At 67.5% G+C, this 23,740-nt stretch carries 22 protein-coding genes; 10 read left to right on the forward strand and 12 right to left on the reverse strand.

What is annotated here, in order from left to right; translation table 11 throughout:
- Positions 1 to 7 precede the first annotated feature (7 nt).
- Positions 8 to 2,959, forward strand: coding sequence for an LpqB family beta-propeller domain-containing protein (locus J3E64_RS07935; RefSeq protein ID WP_253341820.1), 2,952 nt, complete (start codon positions 8 to 10; stop codon positions 2,957 to 2,959).
- Between the two features lie 36 nt (positions 2,960 to 2,995).
- On the opposite strand, the gene J3E64_RS07940 is transcribed toward J3E64_RS07935, so the two are convergent.
- The 4 genes from J3E64_RS07940 to J3E64_RS07955 form a co-directional block, all read right to left on the reverse strand.
- Entirely contained in the window at positions 2,996 to 3,457 is a 462-nt protein-coding gene (locus J3E64_RS07940) for a low molecular weight protein-tyrosine-phosphatase (RefSeq protein ID WP_253341822.1), read from the reverse strand.
- Complete coding sequence (locus J3E64_RS07945) at positions 3,454 to 4,905, reverse strand: ATP-binding protein (RefSeq protein ID WP_253341824.1); 1,452 nt, start codon at positions 4,903 to 4,905, stop codon at positions 3,454 to 3,456. Before J3E64_RS07945 ends, J3E64_RS07940 begins: the two co-directional genes overlap by 4 nt.
- A 250-nt stretch (positions 4,906 to 5,155) precedes the next feature.
- Positions 5,156 to 5,431, reverse strand: coding sequence for a LysR family transcriptional regulator (locus J3E64_RS07950; RefSeq protein WP_253341826.1), 276 nt, complete (start codon positions 5,429 to 5,431; stop codon positions 5,156 to 5,158).
- Positions 5,432 to 5,677: 246 nt separating this feature from the next.
- Positions 5,678 to 6,292, reverse strand: a complete 615-nt coding sequence (locus J3E64_RS07955) for a hypothetical protein (RefSeq protein WP_253341828.1) — start codon at positions 6,290 to 6,292, stop codon at positions 5,678 to 5,680.
- 400 nt (positions 6,293 to 6,692) lie between these two features.
- Here J3E64_RS07955 and ppc point away from each other — a divergent pair, with 400 nt between their 5' ends.
- The 3 genes from ppc (at position 6,693) to J3E64_RS07970 (ending at position 10,853) form a co-directional block, all read left to right on the forward strand.
- The gene (gene ppc / locus J3E64_RS07960) at positions 6,693 to 9,401 is read left to right on the forward strand and encodes a phosphoenolpyruvate carboxylase (RefSeq protein ID WP_253341830.1); all 2,709 of its coding nucleotides are present in this window, start codon (positions 6,693 to 6,695) and stop codon (positions 9,399 to 9,401) included.
- A 235-nt stretch (positions 9,402 to 9,636) separates the two neighbouring features.
- Positions 9,637 to 10,554: a formylglycine-generating enzyme family protein gene (locus J3E64_RS07965; RefSeq protein WP_253342315.1), complete on the forward strand. Its 918-nt coding sequence runs from the start codon at positions 9,637 to 9,639 to the stop codon at positions 10,552 to 10,554.
- 77 nt (positions 10,555 to 10,631) lie between these two features.
- Positions 10,632 to 10,853 carry an aldehyde dehydrogenase family protein gene (locus tag J3E64_RS07970; protein ID WP_367398615.1) on the forward strand — a complete coding sequence of 74 codons (222 nt, stop codon included), beginning with the start codon at positions 10,632 to 10,634 and terminating at the stop codon, positions 10,851 to 10,853.
- A 39-nt stretch (positions 10,854 to 10,892) separates the two neighbouring features.
- Here J3E64_RS07970 and J3E64_RS07975 read toward each other — a convergent pair whose 3' ends face one another.
- Positions 10,893 to 12,065 (reverse strand): glycosyltransferase, encoded by a 1,173-nt coding sequence (locus tag J3E64_RS07975; RefSeq protein WP_253341834.1) that lies wholly within the window; start codon positions 12,063 to 12,065, stop codon positions 10,893 to 10,895.
- Positions 12,066 to 12,180: 115 nt separating this feature from the next.
- Positions 12,181 to 12,744, reverse strand: a complete 564-nt coding sequence (locus tag J3E64_RS07980) for a helix-turn-helix domain-containing protein (protein ID WP_253341836.1) — start codon at positions 12,742 to 12,744, stop codon at positions 12,181 to 12,183.
- A gap of 97 nt (positions 12,745 to 12,841) precedes the next feature.
- On the opposite strand from J3E64_RS07980, the gene J3E64_RS07985 reads away from it, so the two are divergent.
- Positions 12,842 to 13,297: a DUF6456 domain-containing protein gene (locus J3E64_RS07985; RefSeq protein ID WP_253341838.1), complete on the forward strand. Its 456-nt coding sequence runs from the start codon at positions 12,842 to 12,844 to the stop codon at positions 13,295 to 13,297.
- Positions 13,298 to 13,328: 31 nt separating this feature from the next.
- Here J3E64_RS07985 and J3E64_RS07990 read toward each other — a convergent pair whose 3' ends face one another.
- The 4 genes from J3E64_RS07990 to hemC all read right to left on the reverse strand — a co-directional run bounded on the left by J3E64_RS07990 (position 13,329) and on the right by hemC (position 16,687).
- Positions 13,329 to 14,078, reverse strand: coding sequence for an alpha/beta fold hydrolase (locus J3E64_RS07990; RefSeq protein ID WP_253341840.1), 750 nt, complete (start codon positions 14,076 to 14,078; stop codon positions 13,329 to 13,331).
- Positions 14,079 to 14,188: 110 nt separating this feature from the next.
- Positions 14,189 to 15,085 carry a hypothetical protein gene (locus tag J3E64_RS07995; protein WP_253341842.1) on the reverse strand — a complete coding sequence of 299 codons (897 nt, stop codon included), beginning with the start codon at positions 15,083 to 15,085 and terminating at the stop codon, positions 14,189 to 14,191.
- A gap of 7 nt (positions 15,086 to 15,092) precedes the next feature.
- A complete protein-coding gene (locus J3E64_RS08000; protein ID WP_253341844.1) occupies positions 15,093 to 15,764 on the reverse strand; it encodes a uroporphyrinogen-III synthase in 672 nt (223 codons plus the stop codon).
- Positions 15,761 to 16,687 carry a hydroxymethylbilane synthase gene (hemC, locus tag J3E64_RS08005; RefSeq protein ID WP_253341846.1) on the reverse strand — a complete coding sequence of 309 codons (927 nt, stop codon included), beginning with the start codon at positions 16,685 to 16,687 and terminating at the stop codon, positions 15,761 to 15,763. Before hemC ends, J3E64_RS08000 begins: the two co-directional genes overlap by 4 nt.
- Positions 16,688 to 16,731: 44 nt before the next feature.
- Here hemC and tsaD point away from each other — a divergent pair, with 44 nt between their 5' ends.
- Genes tsaD through J3E64_RS08020 form a run of 3 tightly spaced genes read left to right on the forward strand, consistent with a single transcriptional unit; the run spans position 16,732 to position 20,305 of the window.
- Entirely contained in the window at positions 16,732 to 17,766 is a 1,035-nt protein-coding gene (gene tsaD, locus J3E64_RS08010; RefSeq protein ID WP_253341848.1) for a tRNA (adenosine(37)-N6)-threonylcarbamoyltransferase complex transferase subunit TsaD, read from the forward strand.
- On the forward strand, positions 17,763 to 18,734 hold the full coding sequence (locus J3E64_RS08015; protein WP_253341850.1) for an NAD(P)H-dependent glycerol-3-phosphate dehydrogenase: 972 nt from the start codon (positions 17,763 to 17,765) through the stop codon (positions 18,732 to 18,734). Before tsaD ends, J3E64_RS08015 begins: the two co-directional genes overlap by 4 nt.
- Before the next feature lie 44 nt (positions 18,735 to 18,778).
- Positions 18,779 to 20,305 carry a lipopolysaccharide biosynthesis protein gene (locus J3E64_RS08020; RefSeq protein ID WP_253341853.1) on the forward strand — a complete coding sequence of 509 codons (1,527 nt, stop codon included), beginning with the start codon at positions 18,779 to 18,781 and terminating at the stop codon, positions 20,303 to 20,305.
- Between the two features lie 24 nt (positions 20,306 to 20,329).
- Here the strand turns inward: J3E64_RS08020 and J3E64_RS08025 are convergent, their stop codons facing one another.
- On the reverse strand, positions 20,330 to 21,331 hold the full coding sequence (locus tag J3E64_RS08025) for an adenosine kinase (RefSeq protein WP_253341855.1): 1,002 nt from the start codon (positions 21,329 to 21,331) through the stop codon (positions 20,330 to 20,332).
- Positions 21,332 to 21,445: 114 nt separating this feature from the next.
- Between J3E64_RS08025 and J3E64_RS08030 the strand changes: the two genes are divergently transcribed.
- Together J3E64_RS08030 and J3E64_RS08035 are read left to right on the forward strand one after the other, a co-directional pair.
- Positions 21,446 to 22,099, forward strand: a complete 654-nt coding sequence (locus J3E64_RS08030) for an EI24 domain-containing protein (RefSeq protein ID WP_253342317.1) — start codon at positions 21,446 to 21,448, stop codon at positions 22,097 to 22,099.
- A 41-nt stretch (positions 22,100 to 22,140) separates the two neighbouring features.
- The gene (locus J3E64_RS08035) at positions 22,141 to 22,476 is read left to right on the forward strand and encodes a hypothetical protein (RefSeq protein ID WP_253342319.1); all 336 of its coding nucleotides are present in this window, start codon (positions 22,141 to 22,143) and stop codon (positions 22,474 to 22,476) included.
- Positions 22,477 to 22,800: 324 nt separating this feature from the next.
- Here the strand turns inward: J3E64_RS08035 and argB are convergent, their stop codons facing one another.
- Entirely contained in the window at positions 22,801 to 23,727 is a 927-nt protein-coding gene (argB, locus tag J3E64_RS08040) for an acetylglutamate kinase (protein WP_253341857.1), read from the reverse strand.
- Positions 23,728 to 23,740 lie beyond the last annotated feature (13 nt).

The raw sequence follows: 23,740 nt of genomic DNA on the forward strand, positions 1-23,740 counted from the left end.
TTTGGTAATGTCATCTTCGTTCAAGACGCTCGGTTTCGCCCTGATGATCGGCGCCGCCGGTCCGGCGCTGGCACAGCCCGCCAACCTGCCGCCGCCCGGCGGCGAGACGCCCATCGCCTTCGATGTGCATGAAGGCACGTCCATGGCGGTATCCGCCTCCCCCGACGGCAAGTGGCTGGCCGTCGACATCCAGGGCAGCCTGTGGATCATCCCGGCAGCGGGCGGCAAGGCAAAGCGGATTACCGATTATTTCAACGACGCGCGCCAACCGGTCTGGGCACCCGACGGGTCCAGCCTGCTCTATTTCGCCTATCGCGACGGCGGCTACGACCTGTGGTCGATCCGGCCGGACGGCAGCGACATGCACAAGATCACCGAGGGCGCCTATGATGATCGCGAGCCGGTCTATTCGCCGGACGGCAAGACCATCGCCTTCTCGTCGGACCGCAGCGGCAATTACGACATCTGGACGATGGACGTCGCCACCGGCGCACTGAAGCAGATCAGCAGCAACCCGCGCGAGGACCGGATGCCGACCTGGTCGCCGGACGGCGCGCGCATCGCCTATTCGGGCGCGGAGGGACCGAAGACCGCCATTTACGCCACAAGCCTGGCGGACGGCACCGAAACGCTGCTGAAACAGGTGGAAGGCAAGGTCGACGCCCCGTCCTTCGGCCCGGGGGGCGAACTGGCCTATGTGGTGCAGGACGACAGCGGCAGCCATCTGTTCATCGACGACCGGATAGTGAGCGGCACGGAAAATGTCTTTCCCTTCCGCATCTCCTGGCGCAAGGGCGGCTATTATTATGTGTCGGACGGCAAGATCCGGCACGGCGGCACGCGGAAAGCGACGGTCGAATTCACCGCGACGCTGGAAGTCGTGCGACCGCAATATGCGCGCGCCAAGCGCGACTGGGATTCCACGGCGCCGCGCAAGGCGCTGGGCATTACCCATCCGCGGCTGTCGCCCGATGGCAGCCGCATCGCCTTCGTCGCGCTGGGCGATCTGTATGTCGTGCCGGTCAAGGGCGGCACACCGGAAAATCTGACGAAGGACGCCGCGCTCGACGCCGATGCCGACTGGTCGCCGGACGGCAACAGCATCGTCTTTTCCTCCGACCGGGTCGGCGGCCTGCCGCAGTTGTTCATCAAGGATCTGAAGACCGGCAAGGACCGGCAACTGACGAATATGGACACCCAGCCGCTGGGCGCGGCCTGGTCGCCGGACGGCAGGCAGGTTGCCTTCATCGACGTCGACGGGCGCTGGGGGGTAGCGGGCGTGTGCGTCGTGGACGTCGCCACCGGCACGGTGACGCGGCTTCAGGGATCGCTGGGCCAGCCGGGAAGCCCGAGCTGGTCGGCGGACGGCAAATATGTCGCGATCAGCCTGTCCTACAAATTTTCCAACAGCTTCCGCGAAGGGACCAATCAGGTCTATGTGATCCCGGTCGACGGCAAGACCAAGCCCTTCTGGCAGATTCCGCAGGAGAATATGTCGCTCGACACGCGCAGCGGCAGCGGCCCGGCCTGGTCCCCCGACGGGACCAAGATGGCCGGCATCTACGAAGGTCTGCTGAAAGTCTGGTCGGTGGGCGAGGACGGCAAGCCTATGGGCCCCGCGCGCAGTTACACGTCGGACATCGCCTTCTACCCGACATGGAGCGGGGATTCGAAGACCATCCTGTTCCAGTCCAACGAAAAGCTGAAAACGGTCAACATGGAAACGGGCGTCCTGACAGACGTGCCGGTAGACCTCAGCTACCGCCTTGCCAAGCCGACGGGTCGCACCATCATCCACGTCGGAAGCCTGGTCGATTCCGTCCATGACGTGACGCAGAAGAACAAGGACATCGTCATCGACGGCAACCGGATCGTGGCCATCCGCGATCACGACCCGGCCAAGAGCGAGGCCGGCGCGCGCTATGTCGACGCAAGCGGTCTGACCGCCATTCCCGGCCTGATCGAATATCATTCGCACATCCAGAAGGATTTCGGGTCGAACCTGGAAAAGGCGTGGCTGGCCTATGGCATCACCACGGTCCGCGATCCCGGCACGCAGGTCTACGACGCGGTCGAGGACCGCGAGGCGGCCGAAGCCGGCGTGCGGATCAGCCCGCGCCTCTACACCGGGGGGCCGCTGCTGGAATGGCAGCGCGTCTACTATAAAATGGGTATCGCCGTTTCGAGCCCGGCCCATCTGGAGCGCGAACTGGCCCGCGCCCGCGCGCTGAAATATGACATCCAAAAAAGCTATGTGCGCATGCCCGACATCTACCAGCGGCGCATCGTGGAGGCGGCGCACGACATGGGCATCCCGGTGTCGGGACATGAAATCTTTCCCGCGGCCTATTCCGGCGTGGACGGCACCGAGCATATGGGCGCGACCAGCCGGCGCGGCTATTCGCCCAAGCAGGGTCCGGGCGGCATGGCCTATGAGGATGTGATCCAGCTGTTCGGCAAGAGCCAGCGGACGTTGACGCCCACGAATTTCGGGGCGTTGATCGGATATCTCCGGCAAAATCCCGACTATCGCAGCGATCCCCGCGTGAAGCTCTACCCAGACTGGGCGCAGGAGACGGTGACGAAGGACGAGGACGCGATGGCACGGATCGTCGGGCCGCTGCTCAAGGGCGGGCTGACCAGCATGAAGAAGATGTACGACGCGGGCACGCAGGTGGTCGCCGGTACCGACACGATGATCGCCACCAACCTGCACGCCGAAATCGCATCCTATGTCGACGGCGGGCTGACCCCGTTCCAGGCGCTCCAGACCGCGACGGTGAATTCCGCCCGCGCGCTCAATCTGGACGCCGGCACGCTGGAGGCGGGCAAGCTGGCGGACATCGCGCTGATCGACGGCGACCCGCGCGAGAATATCGCCAACACGTTCAAGGTGAAGACGGTGGTCGCGAACGGCAATGTCTATACCGTGGAGGATCTGCTGAAGGGCGTGCAGTGAGCGGTTTCGGGGCAGGCGGCGCGCCCGCCCCCCGCTTCAGCGCAGATGCTCCATGATCGCCCGCGCGGCGCGGGTTACGTCGTCCCACGTCACCTCGAACCCCGCATCCGATCCGAAATAGGGATCGACCACGCCCGTTCCCTCGCGGCCGGGGACCATGTCCATCAGCAGGCCGAGCCGCGCGGTCCCGTTCGCCGGCCGGATGCGGCGCAGGTCGCGCAGATTGTCAGCGTCGAGCGCGAAGATATGGGTGAAGCGGCGGAAATCGCCCGGCTGCACCTGCCGCCCGCGATAGCCCGAAATGTCGATGCCGTTGCGCAACGCCTGCTGCTGCGCGCGGCGGTCGGGCGGACTGCCGACATGCCAGTCGCCGGTGCCGGCGGAATCGACCAGCATGTCGGCCCCCGCCTTGTCCGCTTCCGCCCGCAGCGCGGCTTCGGCCAGCGGCGACCGGCAGATATTGCCGAGGCACACGAAGAGGATGGCGGGGCGGCTCATCCTTCTGCCGCGGCGGTCGACAGCCCGAGACCCGGCACGCCGATAGAACGTTTGCCGGAAAAGTCGGTACGCGCCACGATGACGCCCAGCTTTTCCATATAGTCGATCAGCCGGCGGACCCGACCCGGCGAGCTCGTGCCATAGGCGCGGGCGAGCGCACCGTCATCCGGGCAGGGTTGTCCGTCCATCGCCGCGCGCGCGATCAGCAGGAAGGGGGCGAGCATGTCCTCGGGCACCGGCGCCGCGGCGCGCAGCGCGTCCTGCCAGCGCGGATCGTCGGCATCGGCCATGCCCGCCTGCGCCATGGCGAAGCGTCTGCGGAAGGCGGGCAGGTCGAGCGGCGCCTTTTTCAGCCCCTTCATCCGGCAACGCACGCCAAAATCCTGATAGAGCGTCGACACGCCCGGCGCGGCGTCGCCCAGATCGGCGACGATGTCCTGAAGCACGCCGATGACGACGGGTTCATTCTCGCCGAAATCCAGTTCGGGCGCGGCGGGCCGGGCCTGCGGCGTGTCGGCCAGCGCGCGCATGATCTCCTCGGCGGCACGGGGGGGCGGCTCGGCGCGCGGCGGCGGCGGTGGCAGGTCGTCCTCCGCCGCTTTGGCAAACAGCAATTCCTGAAAATCCCCGGCCGCCGCCACGGGCGGCGGCATCAGCTTGTGCCCGCCGCCGCGCGTACCTGTCCTGACCGCGCCGATCTTCACCGACACCGGCCGCCGGGCGATGGCAGGGCCAAGGCCCAGGAAGCGGCCGCGTTCCAGGTCGCGTATCTGCTCGGCCTGCCGCCGCTCCATGCCGAGCAGGTCCGCCGCGCGCGCCATGTCGATGTCGAGGAAGGTGCGGCCCATCAGGAAGTTCGAAGCCTCCGCCGCGACATTCTTGGCGAGCTTGGCGAGGCGCTGCGTGGCGATGACCCCGGCAAGCCCGCGCTTGCGCCCCCGGCACATCAGGTTGGTCATGGCGGCGAGCGACAGGCGCCGCGCCTCGTCCGACACGTCGCCCGCGGCGACCGGTGCGAACATCTGCGCTTCGTCCACCACCACCAGCGCGGGATACCAATGGTCGCGCGGCGCGTCGAACAGGGTCGACAGGAAGGTCGCGGCGCATTTCATCTGCGCTTCCAGCTCCAGCGCGTCGAGGCTGAGCACCACGGATGCGCGATGTTCGCGGATGCGCGTCGCCATACGCACGATGTCGCGCTCATTATGGTCGCCCGCGTCGATGACGACATGGCCATATTCGTCGGCAAGGGTGACGAAATCCCCTTCCGGATCGATCACCACCTGCTGCACCATGGCGGCGCTTTCCTCCAGCAGGCGGCGCAGCAGGTGCGACTTGCCCGACCCCGAATTGCCCTGGACGAGCAGGCGGGTGGCGAGCAATTCCTCCACGTCGACCAGCACGTCCTTGCCGTGATGATCGGTTCCTATGCTGATGCTGGCGGTCACGAGGGGCTTTTGGCGCGGCGGGTGGGGGAGCGCAAGGGGCATGCGGTCGCGGACGACGCGCCACCTGCCGGGGCTGGCAGAAGTTCACACCGTCGTCGGGTGGAAAGAGGGCGATCTGGTCCGATAGTCCTGCCACAGCCACGGCGAAGCGACGGCGACGCGTCAGCCGGGTCACGGCAAGGCCACGCCGACGCGACGGCAAGGTCACGCCAAGGTGACGGCGACGCGACGGGGACGCGTCCCACCGGCGTCATGCCTGCGGCGGCGCGGGCGCGGGATGAGCGCCGAAGGGATCAGCCATGCGGCGAGCATGCAGCGCCAGCGCCCGGTCCCACGCCTGGTCGAAGGGCGTGCCCGCGAGACGCCGGCGCAGGCGATGGGCGCTGGTGCGCGACATCCCCGCCATGCCGGCGGCGCGGGCGACGCAGCCGGTCTGGACCAGGGCTTTCAGGAAGAGGCGCTGTTTGGCGGGACTCCAGTGCGCGCGGTCGACGGGAACGGGCGGCATGGGCGGCGATGCGGGCATGAGGTGCTGTTCCATCCGACAGGATAGATCAAAGAATGTTCGAGTAGGAAAGGGGGTTTTTGGCAGAGCGGTGGAGCAAGCGCGTCAAGCGTCATCGATACCGCGCCAGGGGGGATTGCGCTCTCAACCTGGTGATGCGGGAGAGGTCAGGAGATGGGTTCCCGCCTTCACGGGGATGACGACGTGCGGTGGATTGCAGGATGTCGGCTTTCCAACAAGCAGCGGTCGATAGTTGACATTGTCCAGCTACGGTTGGCCACACCTTACCACTGCACCTTTGCGGAACGGCCAACTCGATGAGTGCATAATACGAATGGCACTACCGTTGCGCTCCGTTTCTGCGCGTAGGCAATATCCACTCGACTGCGTATCCTCCGCATCGGAAAAAACCGTTCTATATTCCCGCCTATTAATGCAGAAGTCGCCGAAATAATCGCGCAGTTGAATGTGGTAGCAGCCGCCCTTTCCATATGTCTTGTATGCACGTGCTATCGCAAAGTTTTCTATCTTCCGAGTGACTTGTGGTCCAGAAAATTCAGCGATTTGATACCCTTTGGAAATCAAAGCCATTCCTAGAAGGGTTCCAAAAAATATCATACAAAAGAATAATATTATCGTTGTCCATAATAGCGAGTAGCGAGACGGTGGATTTACGACGACGATGATCGTGGATAAAATTATTGCAACAACTAAGCCAAATACGAAAGCTCCCACAAAAACGTGATCGCTATGGTCGGGTGACAACTGTGTTGATCCATCTAGAATCCACATCAGGGGCATAGATGACAGCATAGCACAAAAGATTAAAATGATGAGGTTGCGCCTTATGAAGCCACCTTTATCGTTGTCCACTCTGTTCATGCCGTAAGCGCCTTGCTGCTTCTTTGGCTACGTATAGACAGGCTCGGGTCTAAACGGAACGATGGAGATTGGTGAAGGCTGAGCGGCAACTTCTCCGATGCCACATAGGCTGCGAGACTTAAACGAATGGCCGCTTCCGGGGAATGGAAATGAGCTGCCGGTCGGCGACAAATGATCGTTGTTTGCCCGTCCTGCATCGTCATGCCGGGCACGACCCCGCATCCCGCTTTTCCTCTCCAGAAGCGAGACTCCGCCGCGAGGCCGGGGTGTCGGTTAAGGTGAACAAGCTGTCCATCGGACCGCCGCTCCCGCTGGCAGGCGCGCTGCCTGCGCCACCCTGCGAATCCGGTTTGCCCTAATCCCCTTGACCCACCCTCTACCGCAGCGCAGCATCGCTTCCATGGCGACTCCCTCTTCCGAAGCGGCGGCTCCGCCGCCCGCGATCACCCAGAATCCCGATATCCGCTATCTCGGGCGCCTGCTGGGCGATGTCATCCGCGCCTATGGCGGGGAGCATCTCTACAAGCAGACCGAATATATCCGCTCGGCATCGGTCGACCGGGCGCGCGGGGTGCAGGGGGCGGACCTGACCGATACCGGGCTGGATGCGCTCAGCCTGGACGACACGCTCAATTTCACGCGCGGCTTCATGCTGTTTTCGATGCTCGCCAACCTGGCCGAGGACCGGCAGGGCGTGGCGGCCGAGCCGGGCGCCGACGTCGAATCGGCGGTCGCACGGCTGGAAGCGCATGGTGTCGGTCGCGCGGCGATACTGGACCTGCTGGCCCACAGCCTGATCGTGCCCGTGCTGACCGCCCACCCGACCGAGGTGCGGCGCAAGAGCATGATCGATCACAAGAATCGCATCGCCGATTTGATGCATCTGAAGGATCTGGGCCGCACGGAAACGGCCGATGGCGAGAAGCTGGAGGAGGCGATATTCCGCCAGATCGCGCTGCTGTGGCAGACGCGCCCGCTGCGCCGCGAAAAGCTGTTCGTCGCCGACGAGATCGAGAATGTTCTGGCCTATTTCCGTGACAGCTTCCTGCCGGTGCTGCCCGCCCTCTATGCCCGCTGGGAACGGGTGCTGGGCGCCCGGCCGCACAGTTTTCTGCGGGTGGGAAGCTGGATCGGCGGCGACCGCGACGGCAATCCCTTCGTGCAGGCGCCGCAACTGGAACATGCGCTCAAACGCGGCGCAGCGGCAGCCATCGCCTATTATCTGGACGGCGTGCACGCGCTGGGCGCGGAGCTTTCGCTTTCCACGGAACTGGCCCATGTGCCCCAGGCGGTGCTGGACCTGGCCGATGCCAGCGGCGATGCGTCGCCCAGCCGCAAGGACGAGCCCTATCGCCGCGCGCTGAGCGGCATCTACGCGCGGCTCACGGCGACCTGCGTCGCGCTGACCGGCGGGCAGCCGGCACGGCCGTCGGGCCTGAAGGGCGACCCCTATGCCAGCCCCGCGGACCTGCGCCACGATCTCGTCATCGTCGCGCAGGGGCTGGCGAGCGAAGGCGACCGCGCGCTCGCGACCGGCGGCGCCCTGGGCCGGCTGATCCGCGCGGTCGAGACGTTCGGCTTTCACCTCGCCACACTCGACATGCGACAGAACAGCGCCGTGCATGAGCGGGTCGTCGCCGAACTGCTGAAGGTCGCGGGGGTCGAGGCGGACTATCTGGCGCTCGACGAATATGCGCGCATCGCACTGCTGCGGCGGGAACTTGCGAACAACCGGCCGCTGGGATCGCGCTTTTCGGACTATAGCGAGGAAACGGCGACCGAACTCGCCATCGTGCAGGCCGCCGCGCAGGCGCATCGCATCTACGGCCCGCAATGCATCACCCATTATATCATCTCCATGGCGCAGAGCGTGTCGGACCTGCTGGAGGTCAACATCCTGCTGAAGGAAGCCGGGCTGTGGCGCGCAGCCGAAAATGGCGATCCGCCCCGCGCCGCGATCATGGCGATCCCGCTGTTCGAGACGATCGGCGACCTGGAGGCCGCGCCAAAGATCATGTCCGCCTATTTCGGCCTGCCGGAGATCGCCGGCGTGGTGAAGGCACGCGGCCATCAGGAAGTGATGATCGGCTATTCCGACAGCAACAAGGATGGCGGCTACATCACCTCGACCTGGAGCCTGTACAAGGCGAGCCAGGCGCTGGAGCCGGTGTTCGCCGACGCGGGCGCGGCGATGCAGTTGTTCCACGGCCGGGGCGGCGCGGTCGGTCGCGGCGGCGGATCGGCCTTCGCCGCGATCCAGGCGCAGCCCAGGGGCAGCGTGCAGGGACGCATCCGCATCACCGAACAGGGCGAGGTGATCGCCGCGAAGTTCGGCACGCGCGACGTCGCCATGACCAATCTGGAAGCGATGACCAGTGCGACCCTGCTGGCCAGCCTGGAACCGGAAGGCATTTCGGAACGCGACGCGACCCGTTTTGCCGGAGCGATGGACGAATTGTCGAAAAGCGCCTTCGCCGCCTATCGCGCCCTCGTCTACGGGACGGACGGATTCAAGGAATTTTTCCGGCAGTTGACGCCGATCCAGGAAATCGCCGGCCTGAAGATCGGATCGCGCCCTGCCAGCCGCAAACAGAGCACGGCGATCGAGGATCTGCGCGCCATTCCCTGGGTATTCAGCTGGGCGCAGGCGCGCGTGATGCTGCCGGGCTGGTATGGCGTGGGCCATGCCATGGCGGCGTTCGAGGACAAGGGGTTGCTGGCCGACATGGCGCAGCACTGGTCGTTCCTGAAATCGGCGCTGGCGAACATGGAGATGGTGCTGGCCAAATCCGACCTGGGCATCGCGGCGCGCTACCTGCCGCTGGTGGAGGATCAGGACAGGGCGGAGAGCATATTCGGGCGCATTCGCGAAGGCTGGCAGATCACCCATGACGGGTTGCTCGCCGCCACCGGCCAGTCGCGCCTGCTGGAGAAGAGCCCGTCGCTGGACAGCTCGATCCGGCTGCGCCTGCCCTATATCGAGCCGCTGAACCTGCTCCAGGTCGAACTGCTCAAGCGCCACCGCGCGGGCGAGGACGACCCGCGCATCAAGGAAGGCATCGAACTGTCGATCAACGCCATTGCGACCGCGCTGCGCAACAGCGGGTAGCTACGGCGCGGGTCGTCGGCGGGCGATGGGAATCCGCGCGCCCCGGGGATGCGCGTATGGGCGATGCCGCACAGCCTGTTTCGCCGTCGCCCTCGCTACAGCCGTCATCCTCTCGCTCTGATCGGTCGGGCCGAGGCGGCCGGACATGATGACAAGGGCGTTGCCGACCACCATGTCGGTCTGCCACTATGCCGGCATGGTGACGAAGTTGAGAAAATCCGTGTCGACCCACGGCATGGTCCGTCTGGCAGGCGGGGTGTTCACGATGGGATCGGAAAATTTCTATCCTGAGGAACGGCCGGTGCGGCGCGTGAAGGTCGACCCTTTCTGGATCGACGAAACGCCCGTGACCAACCGTCAGTTCGCGGATTTCGTCGCGGCGACGGGTCATGTCACCTTCGCCGAGCTGGCACCCGATCCGAAGGATTATCCGGGCATGGACCCGGCAATGGCCAAAGCCGGGTCGCTGGTCTTCACCCGGCCCGGCCACCCTGTCCCGCCGGATGACTGGACCCAATGGTGGCGCTTCATGTTCGGCGCCGACTGGCGCCATCCCCTGGGACCGGACAGCACGCTGGACGGCCTGGACGATCATCCGGTCACGCATGTCACCCATGCCGATGCCAAGGCCTATGCGACCTGGGCGGGCAAAAGCCTGCCGACCGAGGCGGAGTTCGAATTCGCCGCGCAGGGCGGGCATGACGGGCGCGACTATCAATGGGGCGACACGCTCGCTCCGGGCGGACGGATGCTGGCCAATTATTGGCAGGGCGCGTTCCCGCACGAAAACACGATCGAGGACGGCTGGGAACATACCAGCCCGGTCCGCAGCTATCCGCCCAACGATTACGGTCTCTACGACATGATCGGCAATGTCTGGGAATGGACGAACGACTGGTACGCCACGCCCAAGCCGGCCGAAAAGAAAAAGCCAGATGCCTGCTGCACCGTCGCCAACCCGCGCGGCGCAGCCATGCGGGAGAGTTTCGATCCCTGCATGCCCGACCTCAAGATAGCCCGCAAGGTTACCAAGGGCGGGTCGCATCTGTGCGCCGAAAATTATTGCCAGCGATACCGTCCCGCGGCCCGGCAGGGGCAACCGATCGACAGTTCGACAAATCATATCGGCTTTCGCTGCGTCCTGCGCGGCTAGACCACATCCGTCGACGGCCGCGGCCCGATTTCGCTCCCTGATGAACAAATGTCCGCCCGATGCGCCCAATCGGATGAATATCGCCGCGCAGGAGCGCCTTCTGGACCAGGGACGAAGCGCGCGGCAAGGCGCTGGCCCGGCGCCTGTTGACCGGCGGCGTGTTCCCTAACGGTTTCGCGGCATCCGACCCGCGCGTGCCGATCGGCGGGATCAAACATAGCGGCTATGGGCGCGAACTGTCCTATTTCGGGCTACGGGAATTCACCAATCCGCAGCTTGTGTGGCAGGATCGTGCCTGACGGACTGACCTGGCCCGGGGCCGGGCTACGGGCGCTCTTTCAATCCCGGCCGGCTATCGCCTGCAGGTGCGCCAGCAACGTGTCACCGTTCGCCGCCCAGGTGAAGCGACGGGCGGTTTCGCGCACCGCTTCGCGATCCGGTGGGTCGGCCAGGATCGCTCGGATCGCCGCGGCAATCGCCTCGGGATCGCGATCGACGATCCGACCCGCCTCGGGACGGTCGATCAGTTCGCGCGCGCCGCCGACATCGCTGGTGACGACCGGGGTGCCGCAGGCGAGCGATTCCACCCAGGCATTGGCCAATCCTTCGGATTCGGATGGCAGCGCCATCACGTCGGCGGCGGCGAAGATGCGGGGCAGCTTGTGATGCGGAACCGATCCCAGAAAGCCGATCCGCCGCTCCACCCCCAAATCCAGCGCCATCTGTTCGAGCGTGCGGCGATACTGCCCCTGTCCCGCCAGCAGCAGCGTCACGTCGGGCAGCATCGGCAGGGCGCGCACGAGCAGATCCTGTCCCTTGCGCGGGATCAGCGCGCCGACGCTGAGCACGACCGGCCCGTCGAACCCCAAGGCCGCCTTTGCCGCCGCCTGGTCGGCCAGTTCGAACGTATCGAGATCGACGCCGGTATAATGTACCCGGATCTTGTCCTCGTCGATGCCCATGCGCCCCATCGACCGGCGCATCGCTTCCGACACCGCGAGCAGGCCCGCGGCATCGTCCGCCGCGCCGCGCACCATCCTGGCCGTGCCGCGCCGGGTACCCCAATAATGGATGTCCGCGCCGCGCGCCTTCACCGAATAGGGAATGCCCAACGCACGCGACAGCCGCCGCGCCACCGGTCCGTCGGGGAAAAAGAAGCTGGCGTCGATGACGTCGAACGGCCGGTCGGCATGAAGCCGCCGGACCAGCGGCAGGATCGCGCGGGTCATGCTAAGGACGTTGGTGCGCGCCCCGATCTTCGGGATGATGGGAAAAGTCGGGCGATAGACGGTCAGTTCGCGCCAGCGTTCCTTGCGCGGCAGGGCGCGCAGCGGCGCATAGCGTCCCGCGAGCGAAAAGGGCCAGGGCGGCAGGCCGAGCGGGGCGATGACGGTCACGTCTGCGTCCGGCCGACTGGCCAGTTCGCGCGCCTGCCTTTCCACGAAGACGCCAAAATTGGGCCGGCTCATGTCCGGGAACAGCGTCGACAACATGAGAATGTTGAGTGTCATGACACCTCAATTCCCGAAAAACATTGCCGGTTGGTTAGAGGGCGGGCGGCCACTTGGCTAGAGCGCGCGCGCCGAACGGCGGGAACGGCGCGCCGGAGCCATCCAGAAGGGCGCGTCACAGTCGCCGGACGATCTGTTCCGCAACCGCCGCCCATGGCGGATCGGTCAGCACCAACTGGCGCGTTCCGGGGCCGAGCGGCAGCAATTGCAGCCGGTCGCCCTCGCGTCCGATCAGACGGCCGAACAGGAAGCGACCCGCCGGGCGCGGCAGCAGCACGTCGCGGTTGAGCGCCGCACCGAAGTCGGGCGGCCCGATCCGGCGGCACCAGATGGCGTCGCCCGCGCGATAATCGCCGATGCTCGCGCCCACATGCACGCCGACCATGCCGTCGGACGCTACGGGCGGCGGGAAGGCCAGCGCGCGCGTCGGCGCCCGCACGCCGTCCGGACCGAGCAACGCCGCGACCGGTACCTCGCTCTGTCCCGGCAGCGCCACCAGTTCCGCACTGGTGACACCCAGCGCCAGCGCGATGCGATTCAGCCAATTCACCGAAACGGTCCGCGTTCCGGTTTCCAGCCGCCCGATCGTCTGGGCGGTGGTGGGCGGATCGCACAACGCCCCGACCTGCTCGAGCGTCAGCCCCTTCGCCTTGCGGACTTCGCGGATGCGCGTGATCATGATAACACCGATGTATAACCTATTTGGTTTTTCCTTTCCTACAAAGCGTCCTGCATGGCAAGGCCGAATCGCTGATCACCTGGACAAGGAGCGACCGATGACGAACCATGTCGAACATTATGTCGAGGGCCCGGACGGCAGGTCGCAAAGGGTACAGGTGCACCTGGGCGAATCGCCGCTCGCCTGGCTTCATGCGCGGGGCCACATCTCGCAGCGTCAATATGCCGCCGGCGACAAGCTGCGCGAGGATTGGGAGCGGGCCGGGCTGGGGCCACGCGTCACGATGCGCTGGGACGGGGCACCGCGCACGGGCGGACGACGCGGCCCGGCGCTGACGGCAGAACCCGGTCATGCCCGGCTTTCGGCACGGGCGCGGTTCGACGGTGCCCTGGCAGCGGCGGGACCGGGGTTGTCCGACATATTATGGCGCGTGGTCTGCGCGGGCGAAGGGCTGGGTGCCGCCGAAAAGGCGCTGGGCTGGCCGGTGCGCGCGGGCAAACTGGTGTTGACCATGGCGCTCGACCGGGTTGCGGGATGGTATCGGGTGCCCTGACGGGGGCAGGCGATGACCGGGGCGGCGGGCGTCAGTCGCGGATCGCGGCGAGCGCCCGACCGACGGCCAATATCCCCTCGGGCGCGGCGGCAAAGCCCATATGGGTGCAATCGACCTCCATCGCCTTGTCGCGCTCGCCCGCGCGACCCTTTGCGCATTCGGGCAGGATCACGCCGTCCCGCCGCGACCAGAGCGCCAACGTTGGAACCGGCGGCTTTTCCTCGCGCGCGCAGGGAAAGGGCGGGCGATCGACCGAAAAGCCCGACACGAATTGATAGAGACGCCAGGCATGATTGGCACGCGGATCGCCCGAGAAGGGCGTGCCCAGCGTGACCACACCCGCCACCTTTTCGGCTGCGACCTTCGCATATTCGCGCGCATAGAGACCGCCAAGGCTCCATCCCACAAGCGTAACGGGCGCATCATTGCCGCGCCGGATGGCGTCTACCCTGCGGTCGATCCGTTCCAGACTGTCGGGCCGGGGGCCAAAGTTGCGGCCCTGACCCCAGTCGTGCGCGTCATAGCCGGCGGCACACAGAATATGGCGCATCAAATCCATGCGGCGTTCCGAGGCCATCAGCCCGGGGATCAACAATATCGGGCGTCCGTCGCCGTCGATCCGCGCCGCCAGCGACGCCGCCTGCGCCCTCGTCCGCGCGAGATCGCGGGGCAGCGAGAAATTTCCGATCAGATGCTGAAGCGACGGCCTTTCCGCCGCCGTGGGACCGGACAGGAACCTGTCCTTCCAGAAACTGCTGACGGCATCGACATATGGCGGCACGATTGGAAAATCCCCTGGCCCGAAGGCTAAAGATGACGTTATCGTGACAAACGCCGGCGCCGTCCATGGGTTTCATCCCATGCGGTTAACGGTTCATCGAAGGACAGGCATCATGGCGCGAGGGGGGAATCCTGCGTGACCGGCGCCCCGCCACCGCTGCGCAAGCTACGCGGTTCCAGGATCGCGGCGGTTTCGACAAGGTCGAGCGCTCGGCGCGCCTCCATGTACCGGCGGGCCATCTGGATCCAGCGTTCGGCAACGGCGCGGCCCGGCAGGCGTTCCACCTCCGCCAGCGAAGCGCTGACCCGACCGGCATCGAGATAATGGATCGCGCGGTCATATCCCGCCTCCGGCCTGGGCGAAGGCGCATCGGCACGGCGGATCGTCACCAGTTCGCGCGCTTCGTGACGCAGCGCCGTCCACCAGTCCGCATCGGCCGGCGGCGTGGTCACGCGCCCACCAAGTTCGATCAGTTCGGCCCGCAGATCCGCGAGCGTCACCGGCTCCCGCGCGGCGTTGATGATGGTGGCGACAGCGCGCGGCTGGGCCGAACCGAAGCGCAGCCGCAACTGCGCCTCGACATAACCGAGCGGCGCCCCGTTATCGAGCGCGCGACGCGCGGCGAACGCAACCAGCAATCCTTCCGCGCGGGCGGCATTGGCCGACGCGGCCTGCGCTTCGACCGTGATTCGGGTCAACCGTTCCTCGAGCTGCACGACGCGGCCATCCAGCATCTGCGCGGCATCATTCGTCAGCGGACGCATGGCGGTCGGCGGTTGCGTCGGGCGCGCCGGCGCGGCGGACACCACGGCCCGTGGCTTTGTATCCGCACCCCATCCGCCCTGAATCCGCGGCCAGGCCCATATCGTCGCCGCGACACCGACCGCGAAGGCCAGCAACATCAGGATCAGCGCCGGAAGCGGGCCGCGCCCGGTCGCACGCGGCGGCGCGGATGCGCCATCCGCCACCTCGTCGCGATCGTTCCTGCTGACCCCGTCCTCTGTCATTGTCTCGTCATTCGCACAAAGCGCGCGCCAGGGCCAGCATGTCGTCATCGTCCGGACGATCCGGTGCATGGGCGCTGGCCCAGCCACCGCCACAGGCTTTCAGCGTGGCGTCGCTGATCGCCACCAGATGCAGCGTTCCACGCGCCGCCGGCCCGATGCGGTCAGCGAGCAGGCGACCGGCGCGGGGCGAATGGACCAGCACGACCGCGCCTGCCGTGGCGTCGGCCGCGAGCGCCGGATCCGGCGGCAGGGCCGTCATGGTGTAAACGGCGACCCGGATGATCCCCAGCGGTCCCGCCTCCAAAGGCGCCACGGTGGTTCCGGCCAGGTGAAGCACCCGCCGGTGCCCGTCGGCCGCGATCCGCGCGGCGATCGCGCTGCCGTCCGAGTCGCCGGCTGTCACGTCGGCAAAGCCCGCTTCGCACAAGGCCCGGGCGGTGGCCGCGCCCACCGCATAGGCGGGCAGCGCGCGATAGATGCGAAGCTCGTCCCCGGCCATGCGCACGCCATGTGCGCTCGTCAGCAGCAACGCGTCGAGTTCGCCGGCCGGCGGCGGCGTCCAGGCGACCGCCCGGGGTGCGAACAGCGGATGAAGGCGCACGTCGAAGCCCATGGCCGCCGCCTTGTCGGCCGTTCGCCCCGCCGCCGGCTGGGGCCGCAGCAGGATGAGGCGCTTCACCCTTCGAACAGGACGCGCAGGGCGGGACTGGCGCGTTCGAGCAGGATGCGGCCGATCGCTTCCGCCGCGCCATGGTCGCCGCGCGCCAGCACGGCCTCCTCGCGCACCGTCTCCACGCCGTCGGGGCTGATGATCTCCGCGGCGATGCGCAGCCGGTCGTCCTCGACCCGCGCCAGGGCGGCGATCGGCGAGTGGCAGGTGCCGCCCAGCCCGCGCAGCACGGCACGCTCCAGCATCACGCAGTCGAAAGTGTCGCGGTGGTTGATCGCCGCCAGTGCGTCCAGCACCGGCCCATTGCCCGAAAGCGCCTCGATCCCGACCGCTCCCTGCGCGGGCGCCGGCAGCATCATGTCCACCGGTATCGGCGTCCCCACCTCTCCCTGCTCCAGCCGGTCCAGTCCGGCGGCGGCCAGCAGCGTCGCGTGCACGTCGCCCGCCGCCAACTTGGCCAGCCGGGTCGCGACATTGCCCCGGAAAACGGCTATGGTCGCGTCGGGACGCAACCGCCTTACCTGCGCGCCGCGCCGGGGCGAGCTGGTGCCGACCAGCGGATCGGGCGGCAGCGCATCGAACCGCACCGCCCCCACCAGCTTGTCGCGAACATCGGCGCGCGGCAGCATCGCCGCGATGTGGAAGGCGTCAGGACGCAGCGTTTCCACATCCTTCATGCTGTGCACCGAAAAATCGGTTTCCCCGGCCAGGAGGGCGCGGTCCAGTTCCTTGGTCCACAGCGCCTTGCCGCCGATGTCGGCCAGTGCCCGGTCCTGAATCCGGTCGCCGCTGGTCTGGACGGTGACGATCTCGATGGCGTCATCGGCCCAGCCATGGGCGGCGGCCAGCGCCTGCGCGGTCAGGCGCGCCTGTGCCAGCGCGAGCGGCGAACCTCTGGTGCCAAGGCGCAACGGTCGGTCGGTGAAAAGCATATCCGGCTTGCTCTAATGACCAGCGGCATTAGATGGAAGCGGCAATGACCATCATCCTTGGCCTGGAATCGAGCTGCGATGAAACCGCAGCGGCGCTGGTGACGGCCGATGGCCGCATCCTTGCCCATCGCCTCGCCACGCAGGAGGAAGCCCACCGGCCCTATGGCGGCGTCGTGCCGGAAATCGCGGCACGCGCGCATGTGGAGGCGCTGACCCCGCTGGTGGAGGCCGCGCTGGCGGATGCGGGCATGACGCTGGATCAGGTCGACGTGATCGCCGCCACCGCCGGGCCGGGCCTGATCGGCGGGGTGATGGTCGGCCTCGTCACCGGCAAGGCGCTGGCCCATGCGGCGGGAAAGCCGCTGGTCGCGGTCAATCATCTGGAAGGGCATGCGCTCTCGCCGCGCCTCGCCGACCCCAGTCTGCGCTTCCCCTATATGCTGCTGCTCGTGTCGGGCGGCCATTGCCAGATCCTGCATGTCCGGGGACCCGGCGATTATGCCCGGCTCGCCACCACCATCGACGACGCGGCGGGCGAGGCGTTCGACAAGACCGCCAAGCTGCTGGACCTGGGTTATCCGGGCGGTCCGCTGGTCGAGAAGGCAGCGGCGCAGGGCAATGCAAAGGCCGTGCCGCTGCCGCGCCCGCTGGTCGGCACGAACGAACCGCATTTTTCTTTCGCCGGCCTGAAAAGCGCGGTGATGCGCGCGGTCCAGTCCGGCCAATATGCGACCGAGGACATCGCCGCGTCCTTCCAGCAGGCAGTGATCGACTGCCTTGTCGACCGGACCCGCAGGGCACTGGCCCAAGGTGATAGCGTCACGGCGCTGGTCGTCGCGGGCGGTGTCGCGGCCAACCAGCCGATCCGCGCGGCACTGGAATCGCTCGCCGCCGCCCACAACCTGCCCTTCGTCGCACCGCCCCTGTGGCTGTGCACGGATAATGCGGCAATGATCGCCTGGGCCGGGGCGGAACGCCATGCGGCGGGACTGGTCGACGACCTCACCGTCCCCGCCCGGCCGCGCTGGCCGCTCGATCCGGCCGCGGAAAAGGCGCGCGGCGCAGGGGTGAAGGCATGAAGGCGGGCGTCATCGGCGCTGGCGCGTGGGGTACGGCGCTGGCGCAACTGCTGGCCGGCGACGGGCGGCCGGTCGCGCTATGGGCGCTGGAGGCGGACGTGGTGGACGCGATCAACGCGACCCATGAAAATCCGCTCTACCTGCCCGGCCTGCCGCTCGCCCCGTCGATCCGGGCGACCGGCGACATGGCCGACCTCAACGACTGCGACCTGCTGCTGGTGGTCAGCCCCGCCCAGCATCTGCGCGGCGTAGCGGGCCAGGCCCCGGCGGGCGTGCCGCTGCTCCTGTGTTCCAAGGGGATAGAGGCGGGCACCAGCCTGCTCATGTCCGAAGTCGCGCGGCAGGCTCAACCGTCCTCGCCCGTCGCCGTCCTGTCCGGCCCGACTTTCGCGCATGAAGTCGCCAAGGGATTGCCGACCGCCATCACCCTGGCCTGCGAGGACCGGGCACTGGGCGAGAAACTGGCCGCGCGCATCGCCCGGCCGACATTCCGGCCCTATCTGTCCGACGATGTCATCGGCGCGGAAATCGGCGGCGCGGTGAAGAATGTGCTCGCCATCGCCTGTGGCGTCGCGGAAGGCGCGGGCCTTGGCCTCAACGCCCGCGCCGCGCTGATCAGCCGGGGTTTCGCCGAAATGACGCGGTTCGGCCTCGCGCGCGGGGCACGGGCGGAAACGCTGGGCGGGCTGTCGGGACTGGGCGATCTCGTGCTCACCTGCTCGTCCACCAATTCCCGCAACTTCTCGCTGGGCAAGGGGCTGGGCGAGGGCGCGCGCGCGGCCGACCTCCTGTCGAACCGCAGGACCGTGGCGGAGGGCGCGTTCACCGCGCCCGTGCTGCGCGACGCGGCGCGCGCGGCTGGCGTGGAAATGCCGGTGGTGGAAGCCGTCTGCGCGCTGATCGCCGACGCCGCGCCGCTGGCCCAGGTCATCGACGCCCTGCTCGCGCGCCCCCTGCGGCCCGAATAAATTTCCCCCGGCCGCATCCTTTGCCTACAACAGGGAAGAAGACCATGGGTCGAGAGGGGGACCAGCAGCACGTGACGGCCAGCGCCGCCCTGCCGGATGACAAGGACGACATCGCCGCCCTGGCCAAAGGCGGGCGAACCAACATATTCGGTTTCCTGCTGCGCCTCGCCGCGCGCCTGCCCTTTCTGTTCATCGCCGGGCGCGTCTATGGCGCCGACGCGCTGGGCCGCTTCGCCTATGCCGTGCTGGTGGTCGAATTCGTGGCGCAGATCGCGACGCTGGGGCTCAAGCGCGGGCTTGCGGGCGCGCTGGCCCAGACCGAGCGGCCGCATGTCCATGTCGTGGCCGATGCCATGCTGGTCACCCTGCTCGCGTCGCTGCTGGGCGCGGGCCTGCTGATCCTGTTCCCGCAGGCGATGTTTCCCAACAGCGGCATCAACGGGCTGGACCGGCTGCTGGCGCTGACGGTGATCGCCGTCGCCGGATCGGACGTGGCGCTGGCGGCGTGCGCCTATCGCTTCGATGTCGGCGCCACCGTGCGGGCGCGCGCGATCATCGAACCCTGGGCGATCAGCATCGGCGCCTTCGCCTTCGCCTTCTATTCCAAGCGCGACGGCCTCATCCTCTCCTATGCCGTGTCGATGATCGCGGCGCTGGCGGCCTCGCTCGTCCCCATGGCCCGTCATTACGGCCTGCCCGGCGGCTGGCGGCCCGATTTCGGACGGCTCGGTCGGCTTGCCCGGCGCAACCTGCCGCTGGCGGCAGCCGATGGGGTCGAGTGGGGATCGCGCCGGCTGGACATGGCGATACTGGGGTTGTTCGTCAGCCCGGCCGTCATCGGCATTTATTATGTCGCGCAGCAGGTCGCGTCGCTGCCGCAGAAGCTCAAGACCAGTTTCGATCCCATTCTGGGTCCGGTGATCACCCGCAATCTGGCCGAGAAGAACCTGGCCGCGATCGCCCGGCAGGTGAGCCAGGTAGGATTCTGGATCATCGCGGCGCAGGCGGGCATCGCGCTGGCGCTGGGTATTCCGGGCGAAGCGGTGATGGGCCTGGTCGGCCCCAATTTCGTCGGCGGCACCGGCGCGCTCGCCTTCCTGCTGCTGGCCGAAGTGGTGGCGGCGACGGCGGTGGTGAGCGAATCCGCGCTCGTCTATATCGCGCGGCACCGCAACCTGATGATCTCGCTCTGCATGATCGGCCTTCAGGCGGCGCTCAGTTTCATGCTGATCCTGGCGGCGCGGCGCATGGCGCTGCCCGTCATGTGGGTGGCGGCCGCGCCTGCGCTGGCGCTGTGCCTGGCACTGGGCGCCGGTGCGCTGGTCAAGGCACGGCTGCTGTCCAGCCTGCTGCATGCGCCGATCAATGCCTGGCGCTGGCCGCTGCTGAGCGCAGCCGGCATCGCCTGCATCGTCGGCGCCGCGTTCGTCGCCCTGCCGCCGCGCTTCGAATGGGTCGAGCTGGCGGTCGGCGTGTGGGCGATACTGGGCGCCTACGGCCTGGTCATCTGGCACTGGGGCTTCGGGCCGGACGACCGTGCCCTGTTCCGCAAGCCGCAGAAGGCGGGCTGACGCCGCCCTGCCCGCCTTTCCCGATCAGGCGAACAGCCGGTCGCGAATCTGCCCCAGATCCTCCTCGGGCCGTGCGCCCCAATGAGAAATGACCTCTGCCGCCGCCGCCGCGCCAAGGGCCAGCGCATCGGCGACGCTGCGCCCGTCGATATGGGCGGCAAGGAAGCCGGCGGCGAACAGGTCGCCCGCGCCGGTCGTGTCGACGATCTGCGCGACCGGCGCGGCCGGCGCCTCGTAACGGATGCCATCGACGATCGCGACCGCGCCCCTTTCGCTGCGTGTCGACACCAGCACCGGCACCTTGCCCGCGAAGGCGGCGAGCGCCTTGTCGAAATCGTCGACCTGCGCCAGCGCGCAAATCTCGCCTTCGTTGGAAAAGAGGATGTCGATCAGCCCCTGGTCGATCAGGGCGATGAAGTCGTCGCGGTGGCGGTCGATGACGAAATTGTCCGACAAGGTGAAGGCGACCTTGCGCCCGGCATCGCGCGCGGCCTCGATCGCAGCCCGCATCGCCGCGCGCGGCTGCTGCGGGTCCCACAGATAGCCTTCGAGATAGAGGATGCCGGCCGAGCGGATCAGGTCAAGGTCCAGCGCGGCTTCCGGCAGGAACTGCGAGGCGCCCAGAAAGGTGTTCATCGTGCGCTGCGCGTCCGGGGTCACCAGGATGAGGCAGCGGGCGGTCGGCACATCGCCCGACATGGCGGGCGTGTCGAACCGGATGCCGAGCGCCCGCACGTCATGGGCGAACACCGCGCCGAGCTGATCGTCGTTCACCTGCCCGATAAAGCCGCATGACTTGCCCAGCGCGGCCAGCCCCGCCAGCGTGTTGGCGGCGGACCCGCCGCTGATTTCCTTCGCCTGGCCCATGTCGGCATAAAGGCGTTCGGCCATGTCGGCGTCGATCAGCTGCATCCCGCCCTTGGTCAGCGCATGTTCGGCGAGGAAGCCGTCATCGCTGCGGGCGAGAACGTCGACAATGGCGTTGCCGATGGCGACGACGTCGAGGGTGGGGGCGGAAGCGGTCACGCAATTTCCTTAATCTGGGGGCGGGACATGAAATTTCGCCGTCTCTACCGGCCGTCGGCGCGGCGCGCAACGGCACTGATTGACGCGGGGACGGCGCGGGAGGATAGGTTGGCGATGGTCCTGACCGCCGCCCTGCGCGCCTTTCCATCGATCTTCCGCGGCGCCACCCTGCGCCTGCTGGGCAAGACGCTGTTGCTGACGCTGCTGCTGTTCGCGGTGCTGGCGGGACTGTTGTGGAGCGGATTTCACCTGCTGCGCACGCATTTCGGCTGGGGCGGGGGCGGCATGGCCGAGGCGACGGCGACGGCGCTGACCATGATCGCGGCGGGATGGCTGCTGTTCCGCGCCACCGCGATGGCGGTCATGGGCCTGTTCGCCGACGACATCATCGCGGCGGTCGAGCGGGACGATTATCCCCGTGCCGCGCCGCGCACCGTGGGATGGGGCCGCAGCCTGCGCTTCGCCGTCGCTTCCGTCACGCGGACCATCGGCTGGAACCTGGCGGCGCTGCCCGCCTATATCCTGCTGCTGGTGACGGGCGTGGGCACGATCGGGCTGTTCCTGGCGCTGAACGCCTATCTGCTGGGCCGCGACATGGCCGACATGGTGGAGCCGCGTCATCCCGCACTGCCGCCGATCGGGCAGGGCAGCCGGTGGCTCATGGGCCTCGCTTCGGCGCTTCTCTTCCTGGTTCCGGTGCTGAACCTGCTTGCACCGGTGTGGAGCGCGGCTATGGCGGTGCATATGCTGCTAGGGCGAAAATCATGACCCGCCGACCGTTCCGTCCCGTCGCGGCGGCTTTCCTGCTGATGCCGCTGGCCGGCTGCGGCGCCGGCAGCGTGGTGCCGCGCACCGGCTATGTCCCGCCGTCCGCCGGCCCACCGGCCAGCGCGTTCGGCCGGCAGGGGCCGCTGATGGGCTATGACGCCCAACAACTGACCCGCAGCTTCGGCCAGCCCCGGCTGGACATTCGCGAAAGCACGGTGCGCAAGCTGCAATTCGCCAATGGTCGCTGCGTGCTCGACGCCTATCTCTACGCGCCCGCGCGCGGGAAGGCGCCGGTGGTGACCCATGTCGATGCGCGCACCCCGGCCGGCAGCGACGTCGATCCCGCCGCCTGCGCCGCCGCATTGCAGGCGAAATAGGGCGCACGCCAGGGTCACGGGTCGGAAGTTCACGGCGTCGCGGCGTCGCATTTGCGCGATTCCACCCCGGAAAGTCTCATCCACGCACCCGCGACGCGGCCCCCGCGCGCCGCCGACGTCATGATCGCGCGTCGGGAAAGTCACAGCCGGGTCACTATCGGATCACTGCCGGGTCACGACCGACCTGGCGCGCGGCGACGGGACAGGCGGAACGGGGCGCGCGGACGGGAGGGGTCGGCCGGGTCATCCGACAGGATAGACCAGAGAAAATCCTATTTTGAAAGAGGTCCGTGCCGCGCCCGCCATGACGGCGGGGCGCGCGGTTTACGCCCCCGTCCGGCGCACCAGCGTGCCGGCGCCGCGATCGGTGAAGATTTCCAGCAGCATCGCATGCGGCACCCGGCCGTCCAGGATGACGGCCGCATCCACCCCGCCCTCGACCGCGCGAACGCAGGTTTCGAGTTTCGGAATCATGCCGCCGCTGATCGTGCCGTCGGCTTCCAGCCCGTGGATCGCCTGCGGATCGAGGTCGGTCAGAAGCTGGCCCTGCTTGTCCAGCACGCCCGCGACATCGGTCAGAAGGAAGAAGCGCGACGCCTTCAGTTCCGCCGCGATCGCGCCCGCCATGGTGTCGGCGTTCACATTATAGGTATGGCCGTCCGCGCCTATGCCGACCGGGGCGACGACCGGGATGATGCCGTTTTGCGACAGCGTGTCGAGGATCGACCGGTCGACCGAGACGGGATCGCCGACAAAGCCCAGGTCGACATTGCGCTCAATGCCCGAATTCGGGTCGGCCTCGCGCTTGCCCAGCACCTTTTCGCAGGTGACGAGGCCGCCGTCCTTGCCCGAAATGCCGACCGCGCGGCCGCCCGCCCCGCTGATCCAGCCGACGATTTCCTTGTTGATCGACCCCGCCAGCACCATCTCGGCGATCTGCGCGGTTTCCTTGTCGGTGACGCGCAGCCCCCCCACGAACTGCGATTCGACGCCCAGCTTCTTGAGCATCGCGCCGATCTGCGGCCCGCCGCCATGGACGACGACGACATTGATGCCGACCGCCTTCATCAGCACCACATCCTCGGCGAAATCGCGCGCGGCTTCCGGATCGCCCATCGCGTGGCCGCCATATTTGACGACGAAGGTCTTACCGGCGTAGCGCTGCATGTAGGGCAGCGCTTCCACCAGGACTTCGGCCTTGGCGAGGAGGGCGGGATCGGGGGCGTGCTTGCTGTTCATGCGCGCGCGCATAAGACCATATGGC

The sequence above is a fragment of the Sphingobium sp. OAS761 genome (assembly GCF_024168485.1).
GTDB lineage: Bacteria > Pseudomonadota > Alphaproteobacteria > Sphingomonadales > Sphingomonadaceae > Sphingobium.